General features: G+C 73.7%; 17 protein-coding genes. 7 read left to right on the forward strand and 10 right to left on the reverse strand.

Annotation, left to right across the window (positions count from 1 at the left end):
• The first annotated feature begins 77 nt into the window (after positions 1–77).
• The 3 genes from LUTJ29_RS0100575 to LUTJ29_RS0100585 all read left to right on the forward strand — a co-directional run bounded on the left by LUTJ29_RS0100575 (position 78) and on the right by LUTJ29_RS0100585 (position 4,034).
• Complete coding sequence (locus tag LUTJ29_RS0100575) at positions 78–362, forward strand: accessory factor UbiK family protein (RefSeq protein WP_027070834.1); 285 nt, start codon at positions 78–80, stop codon at positions 360–362.
• A 10-nt stretch (positions 363–372) separates the two neighbouring features.
• The gene (locus tag LUTJ29_RS0100580; protein WP_027070835.1) at positions 373–1,884 is read left to right on the forward strand and encodes a YifB family Mg chelatase-like AAA ATPase; all 1,512 of its coding nucleotides are present in this window, start codon (positions 373–375) and stop codon (positions 1,882–1,884) included.
• A gap of 92 nt (positions 1,885–1,976) precedes the next feature.
• Positions 1,977–4,034 (forward strand): S9 family peptidase, encoded by a 2,058-nt coding sequence (locus tag LUTJ29_RS0100585; protein ID WP_027070836.1) that lies wholly within the window; start codon positions 1,977–1,979, stop codon positions 4,032–4,034.
• A gap of 183 nt (positions 4,035–4,217) precedes the next feature.
• On the opposite strand, the gene LUTJ29_RS17920 is transcribed toward LUTJ29_RS0100585, so the two are convergent.
• Entirely contained in the window at positions 4,218–6,074 is a 1,857-nt protein-coding gene (locus LUTJ29_RS17920) for a GGDEF and EAL domain-containing protein (RefSeq protein ID WP_186442032.1), read from the reverse strand.
• 165 nt (positions 6,075–6,239) lie between these two features.
• Between LUTJ29_RS17920 and LUTJ29_RS0100595 the strand changes: the two genes are divergently transcribed.
• Complete coding sequence (locus LUTJ29_RS0100595; RefSeq protein ID WP_027070837.1) at positions 6,240–9,947, forward strand: indolepyruvate ferredoxin oxidoreductase family protein; 3,708 nt, start codon at positions 6,240–6,242, stop codon at positions 9,945–9,947.
• A gap of 20 nt (positions 9,948–9,967) precedes the next feature.
• Positions 9,968–10,612: a hypothetical protein gene (locus tag LUTJ29_RS0100600; RefSeq protein ID WP_027070838.1), complete on the forward strand. Its 645-nt coding sequence runs from the start codon at positions 9,968–9,970 to the stop codon at positions 10,610–10,612.
• A gap of 12 nt (positions 10,613–10,624) precedes the next feature.
• Here the strand turns inward: LUTJ29_RS0100600 and LUTJ29_RS15610 are convergent, their stop codons facing one another.
• Both LUTJ29_RS15610 and LUTJ29_RS17925 read right to left on the reverse strand, forming a co-directional pair.
• On the reverse strand, positions 10,625–12,292 hold the full coding sequence (locus tag LUTJ29_RS15610; protein WP_051322554.1) for a serine hydrolase: 1,668 nt from the start codon (positions 12,290–12,292) through the stop codon (positions 10,625–10,627).
• A gap of 109 nt (positions 12,293–12,401) precedes the next feature.
• The gene (locus LUTJ29_RS17925; RefSeq protein WP_156911522.1) at positions 12,402–16,247 is read right to left on the reverse strand and encodes a patatin-like phospholipase family protein; all 3,846 of its coding nucleotides are present in this window, start codon (positions 16,245–16,247) and stop codon (positions 12,402–12,404) included.
• A 144-nt stretch (positions 16,248–16,391) separates the two neighbouring features.
• Between LUTJ29_RS17925 and LUTJ29_RS0100615 the strand changes: the two genes are divergently transcribed.
• Positions 16,392–17,282, forward strand: a complete 891-nt coding sequence (locus LUTJ29_RS0100615) for a hypothetical protein (protein WP_198012641.1) — start codon at positions 16,392–16,394, stop codon at positions 17,280–17,282.
• Positions 17,283–17,370: 88 nt separating this feature from the next.
• Positions 17,371–17,865 carry an I78 family peptidase inhibitor gene (locus LUTJ29_RS17930; protein WP_084524511.1) on the forward strand — a complete coding sequence of 165 codons (495 nt, stop codon included), beginning with the start codon at positions 17,371–17,373 and terminating at the stop codon, positions 17,863–17,865.
• A gap of 56 nt (positions 17,866–17,921) precedes the next feature.
• Here LUTJ29_RS17930 and LUTJ29_RS0100625 read toward each other — a convergent pair whose 3' ends face one another.
• From LUTJ29_RS0100625 to LUTJ29_RS0100655, 7 genes are all read right to left on the reverse strand, one after another.
• On the reverse strand, positions 17,922–18,158 hold the full coding sequence (locus LUTJ29_RS0100625; RefSeq protein ID WP_027070841.1) for a hypothetical protein: 237 nt from the start codon (positions 18,156–18,158) through the stop codon (positions 17,922–17,924).
• 82 nt (positions 18,159–18,240) lie between these two features.
• On the reverse strand, positions 18,241–19,485 hold the full coding sequence (locus LUTJ29_RS0100630) for a tetracycline resistance MFS efflux pump (protein ID WP_027070842.1): 1,245 nt from the start codon (positions 19,483–19,485) through the stop codon (positions 18,241–18,243).
• A gap of 194 nt (positions 19,486–19,679) precedes the next feature.
• Positions 19,680–20,876, reverse strand: a complete 1,197-nt coding sequence (locus LUTJ29_RS0100635; protein ID WP_043740126.1) for a lytic murein transglycosylase — start codon at positions 20,874–20,876, stop codon at positions 19,680–19,682.
• A gap of 340 nt (positions 20,877–21,216) precedes the next feature.
• Positions 21,217–21,606 carry a YchJ family metal-binding protein gene (locus LUTJ29_RS0100640; protein ID WP_027070844.1) on the reverse strand — a complete coding sequence of 130 codons (390 nt, stop codon included), beginning with the start codon at positions 21,604–21,606 and terminating at the stop codon, positions 21,217–21,219.
• Positions 21,607–21,610: 4 nt separating this feature from the next.
• Complete coding sequence (gene folE / locus LUTJ29_RS0100645) at positions 21,611–22,216, reverse strand: GTP cyclohydrolase I FolE (RefSeq protein WP_027070845.1); 606 nt, start codon at positions 22,214–22,216, stop codon at positions 21,611–21,613.
• A 49-nt stretch (positions 22,217–22,265) separates the two neighbouring features.
• Complete coding sequence (locus tag LUTJ29_RS0100650; RefSeq protein WP_027070846.1) at positions 22,266–23,762, reverse strand: efflux transporter outer membrane subunit; 1,497 nt, start codon at positions 23,760–23,762, stop codon at positions 22,266–22,268.
• Positions 23,756–24,499 (reverse strand): SDR family oxidoreductase, encoded by a 744-nt coding sequence (locus LUTJ29_RS0100655; RefSeq protein ID WP_027070847.1) that lies wholly within the window; start codon positions 24,497–24,499, stop codon positions 23,756–23,758. Before LUTJ29_RS0100655 ends, LUTJ29_RS0100650 begins: the two co-directional genes overlap by 7 nt.
• Positions 24,500–24,562: the final 63 nt, after the last annotated feature.

Raw genomic sequence — 24,562 nt, forward strand, 5'->3', positions numbered from 1 at the left:
CCGGCCGCGCCCGGTCCCGACTGCGCCCTCACGCGGCGCGGGAGACGCTGGGCGCATCCACGCATCGGAGCCGCGGCATGATCGACCTGAACCACATCGACGACCTCGCCCGCCGCCTCAGCGGCCTGGTCCCGCCCGGCCTGCGCGAAAGCCGCGAGGAACTGCAGGAGAACTTCAAGGCCGTGCTCCAGTCCGGCCTGGCCCGGCTCGACCTGGTCACCCGCGAGGAATTCGAAGTCCAGCGCGAGGTCCTGCTGCGCACCCGCGAGAAGCTCGAACGGCTGCAGGCCGTGGTGGCCGAGCTCGAGGCGCGCCAGGCCGGCGCCGGCCCGGACGCGGCCTGCGGCGACGCCGCCGGCTGATCCCGCCGCCATGGGGCTTGCGCTCGTGCATGGACGCGCGCGCGCCGGCGTGCACGCGCCCGCGGTGACGGTCGAGGTGCACCTGGGCGGCGGCCTGCCCTCGATGTCGATCGTCGGCCTGCCCGAGGCCGCGGTACGCGAGGCCAAGGACCGGGTGCGCGCCGCGATCCAGTGCGCCCAGTTCGAGTTCCCCGCGCGCCGGATCACCGTCAACCTTGCCCCGGCCGACCTGCCCAAGTGCGGCGGCCGCTTCGACCTGCCGATCGCGCTGGGCATCCTCGCCGCCAGCGGCCAGATCCCGCGCGAGCCGCTGGCCGGCTGCGAATTCCTCGGCGAACTGGGTCTGGCCGGGGAACTGCGTCCGGTGGACGGCGTGCTGCCGGCCGCGCTCGCCGCGGCCCGCGCCGGCCGCCGGCTGGTCGTGGCCGAGGCCAATGGCCCCGAGGCGGCGCTCGCGGCAGGGCTGGACGCCTGCACCGCGCGTACCCTGCTCGAGGTCTGCGCGCTGCTCGACGGACGCAAGCAGCTGCCGCCGGCGGTGGCGCCGCCGCAGCGTGCGGTCGAGCGTCCGGACATGCGCGACGTGCGCGGCCAGGCGCAGGCGCGGCGCGCACTGGAAATCGCGGCCGCCGGTGGCCACCACCTGTTGCTGTCCGGTCCGCCCGGCTGCGGCAAGACCCTGCTCGCCACCCGCCTGCCCGGCCTGCTGCCCGAAGCCAGCGAAGCCGAGGCGCTGGAGACCGCCGCGGTGGCCTCGGTCGGCGGGCGCGGGCTGGATCCGGCCTGCTGGCGCGAGCGTCCGTTCCGCGCCCCGCACCACACCGCCAGCGCCATCGCCCTGGCCGGCGGCGGTGGCGACCCACGCCCGGGCGAGATCTCGCTCGCGCACAACGGCGTGCTGTTCCTGGACGAACTGCCCGAGTGGGACCGGCGCGCGCTGGAGGTCCTGCGAGAGCCGCTGGAGTCGGGCGTGGTCACGATCTCGCGCGCCGCGCGCCAGGTCGAGTTCCCGGCGCGGTTCCAGATGGTCGCGGCCATGAACCCCTGCCCCTGCGGCTGGGCCGGCGACATGTCCGGACGCTGCCGCTGCACGACCGACCAGATCGAGCGCTATCGCGCGCGCATCTCCGGGCCGCTGCTCGACCGCATCGACCTGCACGTCGAGGTGCCGCGGCTGCCGCCCTCGGAGCTGCGCCCCGACGCGCCGCCCGGCGAATGCAGCGCGTCGATCCGCGCCCGGGTCGAGGCCGCGCGCGCGATCCAGCACCGCCGCGGCGGCCGCCTCAACGCGCGGCTCTCGCAGCCCGCCACCGCCGAGGCCTGCCGCCTGCAGTCCGCCGACCAGGCCCTGCTCGAACGCGCGGTCGAGTCGCTGTCCCTTTCGGCGCGCTCCGTGCACCGGATCCTGCGCGTGGCCCGCACCATCGCCGACCTGGCCGGCAGCGACGCCATCGCCACCACGCACCTCAGCGAGGCCCTGGGCTACCGCCAACCGTGCGGCCACGACCGCAAGGCGGCCTGACCCCGTCGCCGGATCCCGGCCCGGCGGGCCCCTGCGGCAGGCGGCCGGCTTCCGCCGTATGCTCGGTGCCCCGAACCTGCCCGGAGCCGTCCATGCATCGCCTGCTGCTTGCCTCCGCCGTCGCCGTCGCCCTCGCCGCCACCGGCGGCACCGCCACGGCCGCGCCGGCCTCGCTCGACGAGGTGGAACTGATCCCGCGCGATGCGCTGTTCGGCAATCCCGAGCGCGCCAACGTGCAGATGAGCCCCGACGGCCGCTACCTGAGCTGGGTCGCGCCGCTGGAGGGCACGCTCAACGTCTGGGTCGCGCCGGCCAACGATCCGTCCGCGGCGCGCGCGGTGACCCGCGACACCGCGCGTGGTATCCGCAGCTATTTCTGGTCTCATCTGCCCGACACCCTGCTGTACCTGCGCGACACCGGCGGCGACGAGGACTTCCACCTGTACGCGGTCGACCTGCGCAGCGGCGCCGCCCGCGACCTGACCCCGTACGGGAAGACCACCGCCCGGGTCGTGGGCGTGAGCAGGCGTCATCCGGGCACCGTGCTGGTGGGCATGAACGACCGCGACCCGCAGTGGCACGACCTGTACCGGGTCGACCTGGCCAGCGGCGAGCGCACCCTGGTCGAGGAGAACACCGGCCAGATCGGCGAATACGTGGCCGACGCCGACTACCAGCTGCGCTTCGCCACCCGCTCGCGCCCCGACGGCGGCCTCGACCTGCTGCGCCGCACCGGCGACGGCTGGGAGAAGTACGACGAGGTGCCCTTCGAGGATGGCCTGAGCACCGGCTACGCCGGCCTCACCGACGACGGCTCCACCCTCTACCTGCGCGAATCGCGCGGGCGCAACACCAGCGCCCTGTTCGCGATCGACACCGCCACCGGCGAGCGCCGCCTGGTGCACGAGGACGCGCGCGCCGACATCGGCGGCGGGCTCGCCGATCCGGCCACGGGGGAAGTGCAGGCGGTGTCGGTCAACTACCTGCGCGAGGAGTGGACGGTGCTCGACGATGCGATCCGCGCCGATCTCGAGCGCATCGCCGCGATCGGCCCCGGCGAGGCGTCGATCAATACCCGCACCCTCGACGACCGGACCTGGATCGTGGCGTATTCGGCCGCCGAGTCGCCGGTCGAGTACTACCGCTACGACCGCGACGGCCACGGCAACGGCGAGCTGACCCACCTGTTCTCCGGCCGCCCGGCGCTGGCCGGCAAGCCGCTGGTGCCGATGTGGCCGCTGGAACTGGAGTCGCGCGACGGCAAGACCCTGGTGAGCTACCTCACCCTCCCGGCGCATGCCGACGCCGATGGCGACGGCAAGGCCGACAGCCCGGTGCCGCTGGTGCTGCTGGTGCACGGCGGCCCCTGGGCGCGCGATGCCTACGGCTACAGCGGCTGGCAGCAGTGGCTGGCCAACCGCGGCTATGCGGTGCTGAGCGTGAACTACCGCGGCTCGACCGGCTTCGGCAAGGACTTCACCAACGCCGGCGACGGGGAGTGGGCGGCCGGCATGCACGACGACCTCATCGACGCGGTGCAGTGGGCGGTCGAGTCGGGCACCACCACCGCCGACAAGGTCGCGATCATGGGCGGCAGCTACGGCGGCTACGCCACCCTGGTCGGCCTCACCTTCACCCCGGACACCTTCGCCTGCGGCGTCGACATCGTCGGTCCGGCCAACCTCAACACCCTGCTCTCCACCGTGCCGCCGTACTGGGCCAGCTTCTACAAGCAGATCGTGCGGCGCATGGGCGACCCGGAGACCGAGGAAGGCCGCGCCTGGCTCACCGAACGCTCCCCGCTCACCCGCGTCGACGCGATCCGCAAGCCGCTGCTGATCGGCCAGGGGGCCAACGACCCGCGCGTGAAGCAGGACGAGAGCGACCAGATCGTCAACGCGATGACCGCCAAGGGGATCCCGGTCACCTACGTGCTGTTCCCCGACGAAGGCCACGGCTTCGCCCGCGCCGAGAACAGCAAGGCGTTCAACGCCGTGGCCGAGGGCTTCCTCGCCCAGTGCCTGGGCGGCCGCGCGCAGCCGATCGGCGACGACTTCAAGGGCTCGAGCATCACCGTCCCCACCGGCGCCGACGGCGTCCCCGGCCTGGCCGAGGCGCTGCGGTCGCATACCCGGGACGTGCGCCAGTAACCGCGCGTGGCGCGCTCCCCGCGGCGCGGGGAGCGGCCGGCCCGGGCGGTGGGCGGACCTCCGGCGTTGCGCGTCGCAGGCGCGCGTGCGCGAGGGCCTCCGGGCCGGCGCGCAACGGCTGGTTGCCGGGCCGGTCATGCGTCGCTGCCGATTGCGGCCCGTCCCCGGGCCGGCGCGGGCCCTTCAGCCTGGCGCCGCGCTGGCCCCGAATCCCTGCACCAGCTCCGCGTTCTCCACCGCTTTCGAGAACAGGAACCCCTGCGCCCGTTCCACGCCGCAGTCGCGCAGGGCGCGCACCTGGGCCTCGGTCTCGACGCCTTCGGCGACCACGTCCAGGCCGGCGTGGCGGGCGAGCCCGGCGATCGCCTGGACGATGGCGAGGTCGCGCGTGTCGCCGGGCAGGCCGGAGATGAAGCTGCGGTCGAGCTTGAGCACGTCGATCGGCAGGCGCTTGAGGTGGGACAGCGAGGAATAGCCGGTGCCGAAGTCGTCGAGGGCGATCGAGATCCCGAGCTCGCGCAGGCGCTTGAGGGTGTCCACGGCGGTCTCGACGTCCGGCAGCAGCGCGCTCTCGGTCAGCTCCACGCACAGCCGCGACGGCGGCAGGCCGCTGTCGGCCAGGGCCTGGCGCACGTCGTCCACCAGCGAGGCCTGGGCGAACTGGCGCGCCGACAGGTTCACCCGCAGCCTGGGCGCCGGGCCGTCCGCGGGCGCAGGCCAGGCCAGGGCCTGGCGGCAGGCTTCGCCCAGCATCCAGCGCCCGATCGGCAGGATCAGCCCGCAGCCCTCGATGATGTCGATGAACTCGCACGCCGGGCGGCAGTTGCCGTCGCTGTCGTGCCAGCGCAGCAGGGCCTCGGCCGCGATCCAGCGGCCGCTCGACAGGTCGACCTCGGGCTGGAAATGCACCTTGAGCTGGCCCGACTCGAACGCGTCGCGCAGCGCGCGCTCGGTGCGGATGCGCGCGACCAGTTCGCGGTGGCGCCCGGCGTCGAACACCTCGCAGCGGTGCAGGCGCGAGCTGCGCGCCGTGAGCGCGGCGGTCTCGGCGTTGCGCAGCAGGTTGTCGGCCGATGGCGCCGACAGGTCGCGCGCGAAGGCGATGCCGGCGGTGACGATGGCGGCGGTGCCGCTGACGTCGAGCTGGGCCTGGACCAGGTCGGTGCAGCGTTCGGCCAGTTCCAGGGCCTCGGTCTCGTGCATCGGCCGGTGCGGCAGCACCGCGAACGCGTTGCCGCGCACGCGCGCGAGCGTGGCGCGTCCGTCGAGCTCTTCGAGCAGGCGGCTCGCGGCCTCGACCAGGACCTCGTGGCGGGCGTCGCCCTCGTGCGGCGAAGCGTCCAGGTGCAGGTGGATCACCACCGGCCCGGCCTCGCCGCCCGGGATCGGCCGCAGCGCCGCGTGCACCAGCTGCACCACGTGGTCGCGGTTGGGCAGGCTGGTGTGCGGGTCGAACAGTTCGAGGTGGCGCACCTGCCCTTCGAGCCGGCGCCGCCGGTCGATCTCGTAGGCCATGGCCACGTAGTCGCCGATGCTGGCGGCGAAGGCCTGGTCCTCGGGCGTCCACACCCGGGACGGGCCGACGTGTTCGTGGCAGATCACGCCGAGCAGCTCGCCGGCCGAGCGTACCGGCGCGTCGAGCAGCGAGCCGACGCCGTGCCGCCGCAGGTACTCGCCCAGGCCGTTGCCACCCCCGTCGCGCTCGACCGAGGCCATGTTGATCACCCGCACCTCGTCCAGGGCCTGCGAGTAGTCGCGGTCGACGTGCAGGGCCATGTCGCGCGGCCGGCAGTGGCGGCCGGTGCTGCGCTGGTAATGGTGCAGGCAGGTCAGCAGGCGGGCATCGGGATCGTGCTGCCAGATGTTGACCCGTTCGACCTCGAGCGTCTCGGCCGCGGTCTCGCAGATCACCGCGAACGCGTCCTCCAGGCTGCACGCGTCCTGCCACACGCGCCGGGCCAGCGACACCAGCGCCTGGTTGTGGCGCCGGGCCCAGGCCCCGCGGTCGCGCAATGCACCTGCCTGTACATCGGCTGCCATCAGCCCCCCTTGGCCCCGGCCTCCGCCGGTCCGGCTCGCGTGGCGTTTGTTGTATACCCCTGCCGGGGCCCGCGCAAACCGGGCCGCGGGGACGCCACTGTTACAATCGATACCATCTATCAGGACCGGCGGCGATCCCCCGCGCCGCCCGCCAAGCGAGTTTCCATGACCAGCACCGCCGAACTCTCGTCCCCCGCCTCGGCCCATGCCGGACTGACCCGGGGCGTGACCGACCCCGACTACACGCTCGACCACAAGTACACCCGCACCGAAGGGCGGATCTACCTGTCGGGCGTGCAGGCGCTGGTGCGGCTGCCGCTGATGCAGCGGCTGCGCGACCAGGCCGCGGGGCTGAACACCGGCGGCTTCATCTCCGGCTACCGCGGTTCGCCGCTGGGCGGCTTCGACCTGGAACTGTGGCGCGCGCGCAAGTACCTCGAGCAGGCGAACGTGAAGTTCCAGCCCGGCCTCAACGAGGACCTGGGCGCGACCATGGTCTGGGGCACCCAGCAGACCAACCTGTTCCCTGGCGCCAAGGTCGATGGCGTCTACGCCATGTGGTACGGCAAGGGCCCGGGCGTGGACCGCTGCGGCGACGTGTTCAAGCACGGCAACGCCGCCGGCACCTCGAAGCACGGCGGCGTGCTGGCGCTGGCCGCCGACGACCACGCCTGCCGCTCGTCCACCCTGCCGCACGGCAGCGAAGGCGAGTTCACCAGCGCGATGATGCCGATCCTCAACCCGGCCGGCGTCCAGGACATCCTCGACATGGGCCTGGTCGGCTGGGCGATGAGCCGCTACACCGGGCGCTGGGTGGGCTTCAAGACCATCGCCGAGACCGTCGAGTCGTCCGCGTCGGTGGACGTGAACCCGCTGGCGTTGCAGATCGCCACGCCGGAGGACTTCGAACTGCCGCCGGGCGGGCTCAACATCCGCTGGCCGGATCCGCCGCTCGACCAGGAGATGCGCCTGCACCGCTACGCGGTCAAGGCAGCGCAGGCCTTCGCCCGCGCCAACCGCATCGACAGGATGGTGATCGACACGCCCGACGCCTGCCTCGGCATCGTCACCACCGGCAAGAGCTACCTGGACGTGCTGCAGGCGCTGGAGTACCTCGGCCTCGACGCCGACCGCTGCCGCGAGCTGGGCATCCGCGTCTACAAGATCGGCATGACGTGGCCGCTCGAGCCGCTGGGCATCCGCGCCTTCGCCCGCGGCCTGCGCGACATCCTCGTGGTCGAGGAGAAGCACGCCTTCATCGAGAGTCAGATGAAGGAGCTGTTCTACAACTTCGAGGGCGACCGCCCCTCGATCGTCGGCAAGTACGACGAGGAGGGCAACTGGATCCTGCCCTCCACCGGCGAGCTGACCCCGGCCACCATCGCCGGCGTGATCGCGCGACGGCTGATGAAGTTCGTGCCCCAGGGCAGCCGCGACACCGCGCACATCCGCGAGGTGCTGCGCTGGATGGAGCTCAAGGAGGGCGAGCTGGCCCTGCCGCGCGCGCAGTTCCCGCGGGTGCCGCACTACTGCTCGGGCTGCCCGCACAACACCTCGACCGTGGTCCCGGAGGGCTCGCGCGCGCTGGGCGGCATCGGCTGCCACTACATGGTCACGTGGATGGACCGCAGCACCGACACCTTCACCCAGATGGGCGGCGAGGGCGTCACCTGGTGCGGGCAGGCCGCGTTCACCGACACCCCGCACGTGTTCCAGAACCTGGGTGACGGCACCTACTTCCACTCCGGCTCGCTGGCGATCCGCCAGGCGATCGCGGCCGGGGTCAACATCACCTACAAGATCCTCTACAACGACGCGGTGGCGATGACCGGCGGGCAGCCGGTCGACGGCGTGCTGAGCGTGCCGCAGATCGCCCACCAGGTGCGCAGCGAGGGCGTGCATACGATCGTCGTGGTCAGCGACGACATCGGCAAGTGGCGCGACCGCTCGATCTTCCCCGCCGGCACCGAGTTCGAGGACCGCAGCCAGCTCGACGCGGTGCAGCGCCGGCTGCGCGAGGTCAAGGGCGTGAGCGTGCTGATCTACGACCAGGTCTGCGCCACCGAGAAGCGCCGCCGGCGCAAGCGCGGCCGGATGCCCGACCCGCCCACGCGCGTATTCATCAACACCCTGGTGTGCGAAGGTTGCGGCGACTGCGGGAAGAAGAGCTTCTGCGTCTCGGTGCTGCCGAAGGACACCGAGTACGGGCGCAAGCGCGAGATCGACCAGAGCAACTGCAACAAGGACTACCGCTGCGTCGAGGGCTTCTGCCCGAGCTTCGTCACGGTGCACGGCGGCAGGCCGCGCAAGGGCGACAAGGCGGCGACCGCGGCGCGCCTGGCCAGCCTGCCGCCGCCGGTGTTCGCCAGCGACCTGTCGCAGCCCTGGAACATCCTGATCACCGGCGTCGGCGGCACCGGCGTGGTCACCATCGGCGCGCTGCTGGGCATGGCCGGCCATCTCGAGGGCCTGGGCTCGACCGTGCTCGACCAGACCGGCCTGGCGCAGAAGGGCGGCGCGGTGACCACCCACATCCGCATCGCGCGCACGCCGCGGGACATCCACGCGGTGCGCATCGCCGCCGGCGAGGCCGACCTGGTGCTCGGCTGCGACATGGTGGTGGTCAACGACTACTGGGCGCTGTCCAAGATCCGCGCCGGCCGCTCCCACGTGGTGCTCAACACCTGGGAGGCCATGCCGGGCACCTTCACCACCCGCCCGGACATGGAGTTCCCGGCCGCCGACATCATCCAGGCGGTGCGCCAGGCGCTGGGCGGCGAGTCGCCGCTGCAGATCGACGCCACCGAGCTCGCCACCGCGCTGATGGGCGACGCGATCGCCACCAACCTGTTCATGCTCGGCTATGCCTGGCAGCGCGGGCTGGTGCCGCTGTCGCTGGACTCGCTGATGCGCGCGGTGGAACTCAACGGCGCGGCGGTGGAGATGAACAAGACCGCGTTCGCCTGGGGCCGGCTGGCGGCGATCGATCCGGAGGCGGTGTACGAGGCCGCGGGCGTGGTGCGCAACGCGCCCACCGCGGCCGAGGACACGCCGTCGCAGCTGCAGTCGCTGCCGCCGGGCGAGTGGGAGAGCACCGAGTGGGGCGCGACCAGCGCGCCGCGCGCGCTGCGCGCCGGCGACGAACTGCGCCACGTGCCGCCGCACGCCGGCACCGACGCGGTCGCGTTCCTGCCGCTCGACGACCTGCGCCTGTCGCGCTCGCTCGACGAACTGATCGCGCGCCGGGTCGAGTTCCTCACCGAGTACCAGGACGCCAGGTACGCGAAGCGGTATTCGGACTTCGTCGCCCGCGTGCGCGAGGCCGAGCGCACCCGCGCGCCGGGCTCGACCGACCTGTCCGAGGCGGTGGCGCGCTACTTCTTCAAGCTCATGGCCTACAAGGACGAGTACGAGGTGGCGCGGCTGTACACCAGCGGCGAGTTCATGCGCCGGCTCGAGCAGCAGTTCGACGGCGACTACCGGCTGCACTTCCACCTCGCCCCGCCGCTGCTGGCCAGGCGCAACGAGAAGGGCGAACTGGTCAAGCGCGAGTACGGCCCGTGGATGCTGAAGGCCTTCGGCCTGCTGGCGAAGCTGCGGTTCCTGCGCGGTGGCCCGTTCGACGTGTTCGGCCGCACCGCCGAGCGGCGCATGGAGCGCCAGCTGATCGACGACTACGAGCGCACCATCGGCGGGCTGCTGGACCGGCTCGACGGCGGCAACGTCGGCCTCGCGGCCGAGATCGCCAGCATCCCCGAGCAGATCCGCGGCTACGGCCACGTCAAGGAAGCGCACCTGCACCAGGCCAAGGCCCGCGAAGCCGAACTGCTGCGCGAATGGAACAATCCGCTCAGGATCGTGCAGGCGGCTTGAACCGGAGGAGGCGTGCAGCGATGACCACGGAACCGGACGTACCGCCGCCTCCCGCCCCACCGCCCCAGGCACCGCCGCCTCCGGCCGCCGCGCCCTCCGCGCGCGGCGGCCGCTTCGAGCTGGTGGTGGGCGCCAGCGCCATCCTGCTCTCGGTGGTCTCGCTGTTCGTGGCGATCAGCGCCAACCGCACCCAGGAGCGGATGCTGGCCGCCAGCATCTGGCCCTCGCTGCTGTTCAGCACCAGCAATACCGCGCCCGACGGCACGCCCCAGCTCGGCATCGACCTGCTCAACCGCGGTACCGGGCCGGCGCGCGTGCGCTGGCTGGAGATGTACTACCGCGATGCCCCGCTGGCCGACTGGCGCGAGCTGCTGCGGCGGTGCTGCGCATCCTCGCCCGCCCAGGTCGAGGAGGTGTACGGGATCAGCAGCGGCGTGCAGAACCGCGTGCTGGGCGCGGACGAGTGGGTGCGGATGCTGCAGATCCAGCCCGAGGACGCGCCCGACGCGATCTGGAAGGCACTCGACCGGGAGCGCCACAACGTGCGCATGCGCGCCTGCTACTGCTCGGTGCTCGACGACTGCTGGCTGTTCGACAGCGGGCGCGAGGATCCGGAGCCGGTCAAGCGCTGCCCGGCCCCCGGTCCGGTGCTCTGGCGCGGCTGAGGCCGCGCCGGGTCACTCCCTGCGCACGAACACCATCGTGCGCCCGCCCTGGGTCAGCACCACCCGCCGGGGCGCCGCGTCGTCGGGCTCGAACCGCAGCGTCGCATCCACCGCCTTGAGGAAGAAGCGCGAGCCGGACTCGGCGAAGATCTCGAGCGCCGGCTGGCCCTCGAGCTGCACCTTCGGCGTGTCGCCATCGAGGAACACGCGCAGGAGCGCGCCGTCGAGCACGTACTCGCCCGCGACCCGCTCCAGCGCCGCGCGCGGCAGGGTGGTCTCCACGCGCCCCTGCGGCGGCGGCTCGTCCGAGCGTTCGACCCGCTCGCCCTCGCCCTCGTCCTCGGGGAAGTAGCGCATCGCCACCACCCGGCTCTCGGCGTCGCGCTCGAACACCACCCGCGAGTGTCCTTCGGGGAACACGAACTCGTCCTTCGCCACCGGGATCAGGCGGTAGGGGCGGCCGCCGGTGCGCTGCGACGTCAGGTGGCCGTCGCTGACCCGCACCACGCGCGTGCTGTCGGCGTCGATGCGGTACACCCCGGCGTACTCCTCGAGCGCGGCCGCATCGACCTCGATGGGCGTCTTGTCCGGATACGGCCGCCCGATCGCATGCGCGGCCAGCGCGCGGGCGAGCTGCTCGGGGCTCTGCCTGCCCGGGGCCAGCCCGTCGCTGTTGCGCAGCACCGCCACGGTCACCTGTTCCCCGGGCACGTAGCCCAGCGCGCTGACGAAGCCGAAGATGCCGCCGCCGTGCTCGAGGTAGCGCTGGCCGCGCAGGGTCCGGGCGAAGATGCCGAAGCCGTACTCGCCGTCGGCGGCCTTGCCCGCCGGCGTCGTCATCGCACGGTAGGTCGCGTCGTCGAGCACCCGCCCGCCGTGCAGGGCGCGGTTCCAGCGCAGCAGGTCGTCGACGGTGGACACCAGCGCGCCCGCGGCATGCGGCTGGGTCATGCTCAGCGGCAGCGCCGGGGCCCAGCGGTCGCCCTGGCGGGTATAGCCGTTGACATGGCCCGGGATCACCGCGTCGGCCGGATGGCCGTAGCGGGTCGACGCCATCCCCAGTGGACGGAAGAACGCCTCGTCCAGGTAACCGTGCCACGACTTGCCCGTGACCGCCTCGATCACGGCCCCGGCCAGCACGTAGCCGGAGTTGTTGTAGCGCCAGCCCTGGCCCGGGGCGAAGTCGGGCTTCTCGTCCTTGAACACGTCCACCAGCTGCGCGGTGGTGAGGTCGCGGCGGATCGTGCCGTCGGGCATCACGTCCGGCATCGAGGTGTAGCTGCGCACGCCCGAGGTGTGGTCGAGCAGCATGCGCACGGTGATCGCCTCGCCGCCGGGGTAGCCGGGCAGGAACCGGTCGAGCGGATCGTCCAGCGACAGGCGGCCTTCGCCGGCCAGCTTCAGTACCGCCGCCGCGGTGAACTGCTTGGTCACCGATCCGATCCGGAACACGTGGTCCGGCGACAGGTCCACGCCGAGTTCGAGGCTGGCCTTGCCGCAGGCGCCGCGGTACAGCACCTGGTCGCCGCGCGCCACCAGCACCGCCATGCCGGGGGCGTCGTCGTCGCATTCGGCCGCGAGCGTGCGCGCGGCATGAGCGGCCACTTCGTCGGGGGTCGGCAGGGCGGCATGCGCCGCGACGGGCAGGAGCAGCAGCAGGGCGAAGGCGGTCAGGCGCATGGGACCAGTCCGGTGGCGGCATCGGGAAGCACGCTAGAGGGCGCGCGTGGGGGTGCGAACGTGTGGAACGTCATGGCAACGCCCGTGCGGGGGCGCGGCAGGCCCCGCCTCATTGGCCATCCCCGGCCCGCGGCGGCGCGGCCTCGGGACCGCGCCCGCGGCGCAGCTTGGCCCGGGCGGCGTCCGAACGCGCCTGGTGGCGGTGCCGCGCGAGCGCGAGCGTCCGCTGCAGCCAGGCCTGCAGCCGGCGCGCGTGGCGGTCCAGGCAGATGCCGCCGATGCCGTAGTGGCCGCCGCGGATGTCGACCGCCGTCACCACGTGGCGGTTGATCAGCAGGCGCATGAATTCGGTGGCCAGGCCCAGCCGGCGCACGTGGTCCTGCACCCGCAGCAGGCGCAGCGTGCGTCCCGACACGACCGCGACCCCGAGCGTGGTGTCGGGGATGCGGTGGCTGGTGCGGGCCAGCACCGAGGACCAGCGCAGCCGCAGCAGGAACAGGTGGGTGGGTGCGGGCGAGGCCAGCGGGCCGGAGGTGAGGATCGAGTGCTCGACGTGGTTGATCCTGCCTTCGGCCATGAGCCTGCGGCACAGGCCCGCCCAGTCCCCGTCGGCCGCGACCTCGTGCCGATCCAGGCGCAGCATCCGCTTCGGGCCGTCGTTGTCCAGGCGCGGCAGGCCAAGGCGCTGCTGGCAGAACGACACGAAGCGCGCGCCGAAGGTGGGCGCGCCCACCACCCAGGCGATGCGGAACATCGGCGCCCAGCTCCAGTGGCGGAAGGCGTTGATCCAGCCGCGGTTGTCCGGATGGTCCCAGGCGTGCTCCAGGCCGAGGTCGTGGTACACCGCCTCCATCAGCCGGATCAGTTCCTGGCAGAAGTAGAAGCAGGCGCGGAAGTCGGCCGGGTCCGGCATCCGGGTGCGCCGCTCCAGCGGCGAGGCCGGCGGCTCGCCGGCCTGGCGCGGCGCTTCGACCAGATCGGTCCAGGCGGGATGGAACTGCGCGTCGAGCACCGCCAGCGCCGGCGTGTCGCGCAGCCGGTCGAGCAGTCGCGCGAGCGCCTCGCCGTGGCGCGCGAAGCGTTCGTCGAGCCGCGGCAACGGCGCCACCCAGCGCTGGCGCAGCGCGATCAGCAGCTTGCCCTTGTCCGGCGAGTCGGTCAGCCCCAGCCGCGGCGGCCCGTGGCCGGCGGCCGCCGTGCGCAGGCGTTCGAGCGCAGGCTCCAGCGCGCGTCGCGCCACGTCCTCGCCCAGCCGCCGGTAGCTCTCGAACTGGGCCTCGTCGAAGTACTGGTCGGAGGTCGGTTCGTGCGGGAACGCCGGGTGGCTGCGCGCGTAGTGCAGCACGTCGGCCGGCTCCTCGCCGGTCAGGGTCGGCTTGAGGTAGAGCAGGGTCCCGGTGGCGCCGTCGGCGTAGGTGATGCGGCCGACCGCGCAGCTGCGCTCGGCGGTGCCGTCGTCGCGCGGGACCAGCCCCGACACGTCGAGGTCGATGTCGGCGCCGAAATCGACCCGGCACTTGTGCACGGCGTTGCCGAGGTCGGCGAACGCGCGCGCCGGGTCGGCCGCGGCGTCCACGCACAGGATGAAGCGGCAGCGCCGGCGCACCAGTTCGTAGATGCCGAGGTTCTCGAAGTGGCCGCCGTCGGACAGGTGCACGAACTTGCCGCCGGCATGGGTGCGGCCGAGCAGTTCGGCCAGCAGCCAGCGGCCGAAGAACGGCACCGCGTCGCCGCTGGGATGGCCCGGGTGCAGCGGGTTGGGCAGCCACCAGCCCAGGCGCGCGTCGAACAGGGTGAGCAGGAAGGTCACCGCGGGCGAGCTGTGGTAACCCATGTTGGGATTGACCGCGGCGCCCGAGATCGCGATCGCACCGCCGAGGGTGAGCGAGGACGCGAGCGCGTCGCGCCCGGGCCGGCGGCCGGGGCCGGCGGTGGCGGCGATCGCCGCCTCGGTGTCGCCGATCGGCCGTTCGCCTGCGCGCGAATCGGGCGGCAGCCAGCCGCACCAGCCCGGGCTCAGGCAGAACGAGGCCGCCTTGCGGTCCTGCCAGTCGAGCTGCCTGGCGGCGACGAGGTTGAGCGCGGTGCCGATCAGCGGATACAGCGGCCGGGTGCCGTCGTCCATGCGCTCGCGTTCGACCACGTCGGCCAGAGGCAGGTCGTCGTCGGGGTCGAAGTTGGTGGTCGGTTCGGGATTGCGCGGCACGTTGCTGGCGCCGAGGTAACAGCGCACCAGGCGATTGCGGTAGAAGGCGTTGAGGCTGAATTCGTTGACGTCCACCGCCCAGGCGAACAGCAACCACGTGCCCAGCGCGGCGAGCACCAGCAGCGCCAGCGCACGCGGGTAGGCCTCGACCGTCGCCCGCAGCCCGTCGAGGTAGGCCGGCAGGCCGTTTCCGGTCGGCGGCGCCGGTGCCGCGGCGGTGCCGCCGGCCAGGTGTTCGAGCGCCGGGCCTGCCAGCTGCAGCAGCACGTGTCCGGCCAGGCTCAGCGCCACCAGCAGGCCGAACACGAAGATCCACGGCGCCACCCGCACCAGCAGGTCGATCCAGCGCGAGCGGCGGGTGCCGGCCTTGGCCAGGCGCGCCCCGTGCGCGGCCAGCAGGCCCAGCCCGGTGGTCGCCAGCCAGGTCGCCACGCCCGCCCAGCCGGCGGCCGAGAGCGCCTGCCGGCCCTGCTCCGCCCCGGCGCGCAGCAGCCACGGGCCGTAGATGGTCAGCCCCAGCGACAACGTCATCCCCAGCGCCACCAGGGCGCAGGTCTTGCCGCCCACGCGCGCCCAGATCTCGCGCTGCAGGTCGCTCATCGCCGGGCCGGCGAGGCCCAGGTGCACGATCGCGGTCAGGGCCACGGCCAGCGCCATCAGCAGCGGGCCGGCCACCAGGACGTGCCACAGGCCGTCGCTGCCGGCCCATGTCGCCAGCCAGCCGCGCAGCAGCGCGACCAGCAGCCCCGCGAATACGGCCGCGCCGGCCGTTCCCAGTACGAACCGCCACGGATGCCGCAGCAGCGGGGGCGGTGGCGCCTGGCGCCTGCCGGCCAGCCCGCTCCAGGCCAGCCAGCCGTGCCAGATCAGCAGGTACAGCGCGGCGGTGGCCACGCCCAGGTCGGCGCCGGCGGCGCTCCACTCCGGCGGCAGCCAGCCGACCGCGCCGGCGAGCGGCGCCGGCAGGTGCTGGTACCGCGCGAGCCCCAGCGCGCCCAGCATGGAGCCGAGCGCCAGCGACAGGATCGTGCCGAGCGCGGCGAGCACCACCGGGCGCGGCGGCGGCTCGGTCTCCGCATCGCCCTGCGGCCGGCGGTCGGCCCAGGTACTGACATAGGCCAGCATCAGCATCGCCGCCATGCCGGCGATGCCCGAGGCCACCAGCGGCACCACCGGCCAGCGGCGGGTGAGCACGTCGGCGCCCGCGTACACCAGCAGCGGCAGCAGGCACAGCGCCAGGATCAGCGCGCACAGCTGCACCTGGACCAGCAGCACGTTGCGCACGTAGGTGCCGACCATGCCGAGGGTGTCGCCGGAGAACGGCGACTTGCGCGGCGCCAGGTAGTTGCTGTACTCGCGCAGGTGGCGTAGCGGCCGGGTGTCGGCGGGCGCGTCTTGAGCGCGCGCCGGGCCGGCGTCGTCCGGCGCGCCCAGGGTCGCGAACGCCCGGCGGAAGCCATGCCGCCGCACCAGCGCCTGGAGGAAGGCGCCGACGTAGCCGCCACCGGACACCGTGGACAGGTAGTGGAAGCACTCCAGCAGGCCGTTGCGCGCCAGCGCCTGCAGCACGCCCAGGCCGAAGGTGGCGCTGCGGATGCCGCCGCCCGACAGCGCCAGTCCCCAGGCCTCGACCGACTGCGGGTCGCGGCGCAGCGCCGGCCCGAGGATGGTGCGCAGTTCGGCGTCCCTGACCGCGCGGATGTCGGGGAGCCGGCTGTCCTTGCGCCGGCGGCTCCGGGGCCGGGGCATGACGTCCTTCAGGCGCACCGCGTCCTCCATGTGCGTTGGCCGATCCCCCCGTCCGCCACTGTAGTGCAAACGCGGCGCGCGGCCGATTCCCGCCACGGGACTGGTGGCCGGCGGCGGCACGGCGCAGACTCGCCGCGGGAGGGCATGGCCATGCCGCTGCGCCGCATCTACGACAACTGGGGCCAGCTCAACGCCGCCAGCGGCGCCCCGCGTTCGCGCGCGCGCCGCGAATGGGAGGCGTGGCTGGAGCGGCGGCCGCTCGTCGCCTACTGGGGCGATTCGTGGTTCACCACCCCGCTGTACCGCAATCTGGCCTGGCACAGCTTCTCGCGCATCGACGGCATGTCGATCCGCCTCGGCAAGCCCGGGCTGACCGCGGCGCGCATGCTCACGCCGGCCGCGTGCGCCAACAATGCCGAACGCTTCGCCTCGCGCGGCTTCGACCTGCTGTGCGTGAGCGCCGGCGGCAACGACTGCCTCGGCGAGCGCCTGGCCGCGATCTTCGCCGGCCGCGGGCGCATGGACGCCGACGCCGCGTTCGACGCGGTGGTCGCGCACGGCACCTTCGAACGCCTGCGCGCGCGCTACGCGACGCTGATGGCGCAGATGGCCGGCGTCGGCGACCACTTCCGGGTGCTCGGCCACGGCTACGCGCCGCCATCGCGGCACGCGATCGGCAAGCCCGGCGCACTGACCGTGCGCGACCTGGGCCTGGCGGCGCTGGTGATGGGCACGGTCGGGCCCTGGCTGTGGCCGGTGATGCAGCCGGTGCTCGGCAGCAAGGCCGAAGCGGAGCGCTTCGCGCAGCGCTTGCTGGTCGAGGGCTTCCGCGACCAGGTGCTGGCGCCCACGCGCGCGGCCTGGCCCGGGCAGTTCGCCTACGCCGACTTCTCCGCGGTCGGCTCGCGCGACGATGCCGGTTTCTGGTACGACGAGATCCACCCCACCGAGGCCGGCTTCGGCCTGCTGGCGACGGGATTCAACGCCCTGCTGCGGCGCGCGCTGCCGCCGGCCAAGCGCGGCGCCGTGGCCTGAACCGGTCCCAACCCCGGCCCCGCGCCACGGTTCGCGCGCGCGGGGGGCGGGCGGTAAGGTGGACGGCCCGTTCCGCCGGAGTCCGCCCATGCGACACCCGAACCCCGTGCTTCCGCGCGCCGGCCTGCTCGCGCTGGTCCTGGCGCTGCCGCTGGCCGCCTGCCAGCAGCCCGCGCCCGAACCGCCGGCCGAACCGCCCGCGCCGGAGCAGCCCGCGCAGCCCGGGCAGCCGGCCATGGAACCGGTCGAAGCGCCGCCGGCCGAGGCGATGGGCGCCACCGGCGGGACCGACCCCGCCGCGGGGCCGGACGCCGAGGCCCTCGGCGGCCCGGTGCCGACGGCGCCCGACGAGAGCGGGGCCGCGTTCGAGGACACGCGCCCCGGCTGCGACGCCGCGGCGGTGCAGTCGCTGATCGGCGAGGAGGCGACCGAGGCACTGGTCGAACGCGCCCGGTCGCAGAGCGGCGCCAACAGCGTGCGCGTGCTCAAGCCCGGCGACGCGGCGACCATGGACTACCGTGGCGACCGCCTGAACATCCTCACCGACGACGGCGGCACGGTGCAGTCGTTCAACTGCGGCTGAAGCCGAGTCGCGAAGGCGCCTGCGCCCGGGCCGCCCCGGCGCGGGCGCCGCATCGTTCAGTCGTCGCCGCGCCTGCGGCGGAAATCCACCGGCGCGCTGTCGCGGCGCTCGCTGCTCCAGGTCGCGCTGGCCTCGCGCTCGCAGTCGCGCGACACCGGCTCGCCGGGGCGGTCGGGTCGGCTCGCGCAGGCCGGATTGCGGTCGACGGCGGCGTTGCTGTCGCGCACCTCGTAGCTGCCGCAGCCGGCCGCCAGCAGGGCCAGCAGCGTCGCCGCGGTGGTCTTCGTCCGCATGGTGGCACCTCCGTTGCGTCGATGGCGGGATGCTCCCACCTCCGTCCGCCCCCGGGATGTGCCGGGGGTCACGCCGCCGGGTTCAGTCCGGCTGGACGGACGCCGCGGCATGGCGGGGTGCGTGCCGCCAGGCGATGACGGCGCCCAGCGCCAGCAGCAGCCCGGCCAGCGCCCACGCCGCGCCCGGGAACTCCACCGGCGCGCGCTCGCCGATGAACAGGCCGAACACGCTGGCGAACGCGATCGGCGCGATGATCCCGGCCACCGACACCAGGCTCATCAGCGCGCCCTGGATCCGGCCCTGCATGTCCACGTCCACCTCGCGCGTGATCAGCGCCTGGCTGGCCGGCGCGGCGATCGCCCACAGCGCGCTCACCGGCAGGCCGAGCAGGAAGATCCAGCCTTGCGGCGCGAACGCGTACACCGCGAACCCGACCGTGCCGCAGCACAGCCCGAAGATCAGCGCGCGCCGCTCGCCCATCGCCCGCACCACGCGCCCGACCACGGCCGCGTTGACGATGACGCTGCACACGCCGACCAGGAACAGCACCCAGCCCACCTGCCACGGACCCCAGCCGAAGCGCACGTCGGCGAACAGCACGAACACGCTCGGGTACACGTAGTGGGCGAGGTTGGCGATGAACACCACCGCCGCCAGGCCGACGATCCGGGGATAGCGCCCGATCAGCAGGATCGCCGCGTACGGCCGGATCGCGCGCCAGTCGAAGCGCGTGGCGCGCGACTGCGGCGGCAGCGATTCGGGCAGCACGAACAGGCCGTAGCAGAAGTTCACCAGCGCCAGCCCCGCGGCGAACCAGAACGGCATCCGCAGGTCGATCTCGCCCAGCCAGCCGCCGATCACCGGGCCGATCGTGAAGCCGAGCCCGAACGCCGCGCCGATCATGCCGTAGCTCTTCGCCCGCGCTTCGGGGGCCACCACGTCGGCGACGTAGGCGTTGGCGGTGCTGAAGCTGGCCGCGAACACGCCCGAGAACACCCGCGCCAGCAGCAGCCACCACAGCGACGGCGCCAACGCCATGATTACGAAGTCCACCGCCAGGCCCAGGCACGAGAGCAGGATCACCGGGCGCCGCCCGTAAAGGTCCGACAGCGCGCCCTGGACCGGCGAGGACAGGAACTGGATCGCGGCGAACACGGTGCCGAACACGCCGATCCACAGCGCCGCGGTCGCGGTGCTGCCGGTGAATTCCTCGACCAGGTGCGGGAGCACGGGAATGATCAGCCCGAACGCCAGCACGTCGATCAGCACGACGAGGAAGATGAAGACCAGAGCGGCCTTGCGCGGCGAGGGTGCGGGGGAGGTCATGGCGCATCCGATGCGTCGGCGCGAAGCGGCGGATTATGCGCGAATCGCAAGGGCGGCGAATATCCCCGTCCGGCAGCGATGCATGCGCGGCGCGGCGACTACACCATGCGGCACCGGATTGCGCCGGGCATCGAGGCCGGTGTCGATGCGAACGCCGGCGGTCGCGCTTCGCGCCGCCGTCCAACGCGCGCCGGTCAGGGCGCGGCCGGGGCGTCCGCGCGCAGCGCCTCGAGGATGCGCAGGCCCGCGCGCCCGTCGGCGGGCGACAGGCCCAGGCGCCGCTGCTCGGCCTGGATCGCGCGCCGGGTGCGGGTGCCGATCATGCCGTCCACCTCGCCGATCGCATGCCCGCGCGCGAGCAGCAGGGTCTGCAGCTCGCGGCGCTGCGCGCGCGACAGCCCGGGATCGTCGGTCGGCCACGGCGTGGCCAGGCCGCCGCCGCCGCGCAGGCGGTCGGAAAGCAGCGCGATCGCCAGCGCGTAGCTCTCGGCCGCGTTGTAGGAATAGATCGCGTCGTAGTTGCGGAACACCAGGAACGCGGGACCGTCGCGCCCGGCCGGCAGCACGATCGCGCTGCGCGCGTCCGACGGCGCGATCGCGCTGCCGTCGGCGCCGGTCACGCCGCGCGCGAGCCAGTCCGTGATCGGGCGCCGGTTCGTGCGCCCGGCCAGCGACGCGTCGAAGCCGGCAGGCAGCTTCACTTCATGGCCCCAAGGCCGGCCAGGCTGCCAGCCGCTGCGCTTGAGGTAGTTCGCGGTCGAGGCCAGCGCGTCGGGGATGCTGCCGACCAGGTCGCGGCGGCCGTCGCCGTCGCCGTCCACGGCGATCCGCGCGTAGGTGGTCGGCATGAACTGGGTGTGGCCGAACGCGCCGGCCCAGGAACCGGTGATGCCCGGGTCGCGCAGGTCGCCGCGATGGAGCAGCTCGAGCACGGCCAGCAACTCGCCGCGGAAGAACTCCTGGCGGCGGCCGAAGCACGACAGCACCGACAGCGACTGCAACAGTGGCCGCTTGCCGGAGACGCGGCCGTAGTCGCTTTCCACGCCCCACACGGCGACGATCGTTTCCGGATCCACGCCGTACTGCGCCGAGACCTTCGCCAGCAGTTCGCGGTGCGTCTCCAGCATCGCGCGCCCGTCGGCCACGCGCTCGTCGTCCACCAGGCCGGCGAGGTAGTCCCAGATCGGGGTGGTGAACTCGGGCTGCGCGTCGAGCAGGGCGAGCACGCTGCGGTCGGGCGCGATCCCCGCCATGTAGCGGTCGAAGGCCTCACCGGGGATGCCGCGCGCCACGGCCTGCGGACGCAGGCGGCCGGTGACGCAGCGGCGGTACTCCGGATCGTCGGTGGCCTGCGCGGGCGCGGACGTGACGGCGGGTGGCTGCTGTGCCATCGCGGCCAGCGGCAGCGCGCAGGCCAGCACGGCGAGGGAAACGGCGACAAGCGTGGGGGCGCGGGACATCGCGGGGCACCGTGGGGGAACGGGGCCAGCAGCATAGCGTGGCGGGGCGTTGGGCGACGTTCACGGGCGCGGCGAATGCACGCGCGGTGCGCGTGGCCGCCGGGGCCGCGGACGGACGCGCACGTGTCGACCCGCTCCCTCGTGACGGCATGCGAACGATGCGACCGGGACCGTCCTTCGACGGGAAAGACCGGAAAGCCCGCTCGTGTGCCAGGGCGCACGCTGGAGGTCGTTCGAGGTGGGCGCTGCGTGGTCGTGGCTGAAGCCGCTGCTACGGCGGGGGAACGGCGTCGAGGTAGGACCAGTGCCCGTCCTCGCGCACGAAACGGCTGTGCTCGCGCATGCGCACCACGCTGCCGCCGCCGATCCGGTACTTCGCGACGAACACGACCTCGGCCGTGTCGGGGCCGGTCGACACATGCGACTCGACCTGCAGGCCCAGCCACACCGGCCGCTTGCGGGCATCGGGATCGAAGTCGAGGGTGGCCGGGCGAGTCGACGGGTGCCAGCTGCGCAGCAGGTAGCCGGCGTCGCCGCGCACGTAGGCGCCGTAGCGCGAGCGCATCAGCGCCCCGGCGTCGGGCGCGGGCGCGCCGGCGTGCAGCGGGCCGCAGCAGTCGCCGTAGGCGCGGCCGCTGCCGCAGTCGCAGGCCTGCGCCATGCGCTCAGCGCCGGCCCTGTCCGGTCTCGATGAAGCGCAGGAACTCGGCGCGGGTGCGCGCGTCCTCGCGGAAGCTGCCGAGCATGGTCGAGGTGACCATGCTCACGCCGCGCTTGTGCACGCCGCGGGTGGTCATGCATTCGTGGCTGGCGTCCACCACCACGCCCACGCCGTGCGGCGCCAGCGCGCGCTGGATGCAGCCGGCGATCTGCGCGGTCATCTTTTCCTGCACCTGGAAGCGGCGGGCGTAGGCGTCGACCACCCGGGCCAGCTTGCTGATCCCCACCACCTTGCCGTCGGGCAGGTAGCCCACGTGCACCCGGCCGATGATCGGCGCCATGTGGTGCTCGCAGTGGCTCTCGAACTCGATGTCGCGCAGCACGATCATCTCGTCGTAGCCGGCCACCTCCTTGAAGGTGCGGGCCATGTACTCGTCCGGGTCCAGCCCGTAACCGCTGAACCATTCGGTGTACGCGTCGACCACGCGCCGCGGGGTGTCGAGCAGGCCCTCGCGCGCCGGGTCCTCGCCGGCCCAGCGCAGCAGGGTGCGCACCGCTTCCTCGGCCTGCGCGCGGGGCACGCCGTTGCGCGTGTCGTTGTCGTGGCTCACGGCGACTCCTGCCTGCGGGATCCGGGCCGCCTATGGTAGCGCCCGCCGCTCAGGGGCGGGACGCCACCCGGCGCTCGGCCGCCTGCGCGTCGGGCAGCTCGCGCCGCCCGGCGATGCGCTCGCGTTCGGGCACGTGCCGCGGCCAGCCGCCGGCCAGCGCCTTGTACAGCGCCACGGCGCTCGCCACGCTGCGGGTGCGCCCGTCGGCGAACGCGTCCTCGGCCTGCAGCTGCACGCGCTCGGCGTCGAGCACTTCCAGCAGGCCCGAGGCGCCGGCCTCGTACCGGGCGCGCGCCAGCCGCGCGGCCGCGGCCGCGTCGCGCGCGGCGCGCTCGAGGTGGGCGTCGGTGGCGCGCGCGCGCGAATGCCGCACCAGCGCGTTCTCGGCATCCTCCAGCGCCAGCAGCACCGCCTGCTGCCAGCGCGCCAGCTCGCCCTCCGCATCGGCGTTGGCCGCGGCGATGCGCGCGCGCACGCGGCCCACGTCGAGGAACGACCAGTCGACCCCGAGCGCCACGATCCGGGTCTCGCTGTCGCGTTCGAACAATGCGCTCGAGTCGATCGCCTGGCTGCCGATGAGCCCGCCCAGGGTGAAGCGCGGAAACAGGTCGGCGGTGGCCACGCCGATGCGCGCGGTCGCCGCGTGCAGGCGCGCCTCCGCGGCGGCCACGTCCGGGCGCGCGCGCAGCAGGTCGCCGGGCGTGCCGGGGTCGATCCGCGGCGGGAGCGACGGCAGCGGAGCGGCCGGCGACAGTTCCGCGACCAGTGCGCCCGGGTCGCGCCCGGTCAGCACCGCCAGCCGGTGCATCGCCACCTGTTCCTGCGCCTCGAGTGCCGGGATCGTCGCGGCGGTGGTCTCGAGCTGGGCGCGGGCGCGCGCGGTGTCGAACTCGGTGCCGGCGCCGGCGTCCAGGCGCGCGGTCACCAGTTCGAGCGTGCGCTGCTGGTTGTCGCGGTTGGCGCGCGCCACGCGCAGGCGTTCCTGGGTGCCGCGCAGTTCCACGTAGGTGCGCGCGACCTCGCCGGCCACCGCCACCTGCAGCGCGCGCAGGTCGGCGGCGCTGGCCTCGGCCTCGGCGCGGCCGGCCTCGATCGCGCGCCGCACCCGGCCGAACAGGTCCAGCTCCCAGCTGGCGGCGACGCCTGCGCTCCAGGACTCGCCGTCGCGCGCCTCGCGCGCCAGGCCCGGCGCCTGGTCGGCGCTGCTGCGCACGTCGGCGGCCTCGCCGTGCGCGGTGATCGTGGGCAGGGCGTCGAAGCGCGCGCCGCGCAGCAGCGCATTGGCGCGGTCGAAGCGGGTCAGGGCGATCCGCAGGTCGTGGTTGGCCTGCAGGGCCTCGTCGACCAGCCTCGCCAGCAGCGGATCGCCCAGGCCCTGGAGGAAGGCATCCTCGGCCGACGCCACGTCCGTGGCGCCCTCGAGGGCGGACGCGTCGGCCTCGAACCGCTGCGGCACCGCCATGTGCGGCCGCACGTGGTCGGGGCCGACCATGCAGGCCGACAGCAGCGCCGCGGCCAGGGTTCCGGTCACGAGTTGCTTCACCATGGCAGTACCTCCCCGAGGTGGAAGAATCCGCCGTTCGGCGCGTCGTCGCCGGCCAGCGCCAGCTGCACGCTGGTGCGCGCGCCGTCGGCTGGCGCGAGCTCGCCGTGCTGCTCGCCGTCGATGCGGTTCATGTCGGTCCGGACGTAGCCGGGGTGGATGGCGTTCACCCGGACCGGCGTGTCCTTCAGTTCCCAGGCCAGATGCACGGTCCAGGCGTTGACCGCGGCCTTGGAGGCGCTGTAGGCGGGCACCTTCATGTCGTAGACCGGCGAACCCGGCCGCGCGTGCAGCGTGGTCGAGCCGAGGATGCTGGAGACGTTGACGATGCGCCCGGCCGGCGACCGGCGCAGCAGCGGCAGGAACGCACGGGTGACCGCGACGAGCCCGAACAGGTTGGTCTCGAACGTGGTGCGCCAGGCCTGCAGCGACTGCGCGGACACCGGCTGGCCGGGTTGGTCGATCAGGATGCCGGCGTTGTTGACCAGGATGTCGAGCCGGCCGTGGCGGCGCTCGACCTCCGCGGCGGCGGCCTCGATGCCGGCCTCGTCGGTCACGTCGAGGGTGAGCGCCTCGACCGGCAGCCGATGCGACTGCAGCACCAGCGCCGCGGCGATCGCGCGTTCGCGGTTGCGCCCGGCCAGCAGGGTGTGCACGCCCGCCTCGGCGAGCTGGCGCACCGTCTCCAGTCCGATGCCGCGGGTGGCGCCGGTGACCAGCGCGATCCGGGGGGAAGGGATGGACGTCATGGCAATGGAATCCTCTGCAGCGGGGAGAGGCGGCGCCCGGCCGCACCTCCCGGG

Source organism: Luteimonas sp. J29 (assembly GCF_000472505.1).
Classification (GTDB): Bacteria; Pseudomonadota; Gammaproteobacteria; order Xanthomonadales; family Xanthomonadaceae; genus Luteimonas.